The sequence below is a fragment of the Hymenobacter defluvii genome (assembly GCF_017589435.1).
GTDB lineage: Bacteria > Bacteroidota > Bacteroidia > Cytophagales > Hymenobacteraceae > Hymenobacter > Hymenobacter profundi.
Map to the genome: position 1 here is coordinate 1 of NZ_JAGETX010000060.1, position 1879 is coordinate 1879.

At 47.7% G+C, this 1879-nt stretch carries 2 protein-coding genes; both read right to left on the reverse strand.

What is annotated here, in order from left to right; translation table 11 throughout:
• Positions 1 to 513 (reverse strand): glycosyltransferase family 2 protein (locus J4D97_RS22815; protein ID WP_208309601.1); only part of this gene is annotated, 513 nt, incomplete at its 3' end.
• Positions 506 to 1879: O-antigen ligase family protein (locus tag J4D97_RS22820; RefSeq protein WP_208309602.1), on the reverse strand; the 1374-nt coding region annotated here is incomplete at its 5' end. The genes J4D97_RS22820 and J4D97_RS22815, both read right to left, overlap by 8 nt.

A 1879-nucleotide genomic window follows, 5' to 3' on the forward strand; every position in this document is an offset into this window, starting at 1 on the left:
CATCATGGCCGCGCCATGGGCCAGTTGAGTAATCGTAGATGTATCGTGCTGACCTTCGTCTTTTTCCATCAATCCCTGGGTCACGCTACGCCCCGTCCAGGGATTGATGCCACTGCAGCCGGCGTACTGAATCAGGTTGTCGGTTCCGTGAAAAAGCAGTTTGGGAGAAGCTACTCCCGCCGTCGGATTGCTTTCGAAAAGCTCGACCAAAGGCTCCAGAAAACCTGGCTTGACTTCCGTATCGTTGTTTAAAAAGAGAACATACTTGCCTTTGGCTTCTGCAATGCCCAAGTTGTTTCCGCCAGCAAAACCCAGGTTTTCGGTTGAGCGGATGAGTTGCACACCCGGGAACTGCTCCACTATTGGCAATAACTCATCCGTTGCTGACGCATTATCTACAATAATCACTTCGTAATTAGGATACGTCACGTGCTGTAAGGACGCAAGCATTTCCCAGGTCACTTGGGCCTGTTTGTAGTTGATGGAAATAATGGATACGAGTGGCTTACTCATTGCCTGATAAAGTGGTAGCGCTAGCCAGAGAATCTAGCTGAGGACCCAAAAAAACAAATACCCAAGAGAGATAAATAATCATCGCCGAAGGCACCTGATTCATTACCTCATTGCCGTAGCTGCTCACGAGAATTCCTCCAAAGCCTGCCGTAAGTGCTAGGAGCTTCTGACGGAGTAAAGGGTTCTGAATGTTCCAAACGATGCCACAGCACTTGCCCAAAATAGACAGCATTATTCCAAACCAGATAAGGAAACCTACAATGCCATATTCCGCCCAGATTTTAACGTAATAGCTATCTGGCTCAATAGTAGAAATGTATTTGTCGGAGTTGAATTGATGTCCCCAGTTTCCGATTGTGCCTACTCCCTCTCCAAAAGGACGATTAGTCAGGTATTCTCGCAATTTGGCCTGGTTCATTAGCCGAAGCTGGAAAGAAGGATCTTGCGGGTCTAATGAGGATCTTAATCGAACTATATCGGCATTTCCATTGCCAATAGTGGTGTATTTTAAAACAAAGAATAACCCAACTGCCAGCATAAAGCCCAAGAGCAGAATTTTCAACTGCTTATTAAGAACCAAGTAAATAAATACACCGGTTGCGAGTACAAACATTGCCCCTCTGGTACCAGAAATGAGCATACCATAAAACAGCAGAAGGCTAGCGACACCAAACAGAATCCTTTTCCACCATACGAGAGGCCCCAAAGCCAGAATTAGGCAAATGAGGCCTACGTGTGCCTGGGAAGCACCAAACTGAGCCGCTTCAGCGTAAAAAGAGAATACTCGCAGCTTACCCCAGATGAGATGAGTCCGGGCTTGGCCGCTATCCAGCCATTGTTGGTCCATTACGCTCAAACCCAACACCTTTTGTTTGATTCCATACAAAGCTCCTAATACCGAGAAGCAAATTATTAGCATCAGAAACAACCGAAGGTCTTGCGGCTTGTTGAATACTATAAACGCCAATGGCACTGTCAGCAGCCAGTAGAGTGTGGTACTGCGCATTTCATAAAACCAGCCAGTGAGGCTGGCCCCCGCTGGATTGGCAATTTCAAGCACGTTGATAATGAACCAAACCAGAGAGAGCACGCACAAATCATTTCGAATTTGCCCCCAGTTTGTTTGTTGAGCACGATTAAAAAGGACTGCCACCCATGTTAAGAGCAGCAAACCATCCATGCCCAAGCCAAGAGGTACACCGACACTGAAGTTGCGCGATACCAGCCCCATGATATAGCAATAGGCAACAAAGCCAATAACCCCGAAGCGTGGACGCAAGAACACCAGCACGACAAGAAGCCCCGCCAACACAGCGCCTATCAGCAGCCCTGGCACTAGCATACCCAACTTGCTGGTGAGCCAGCC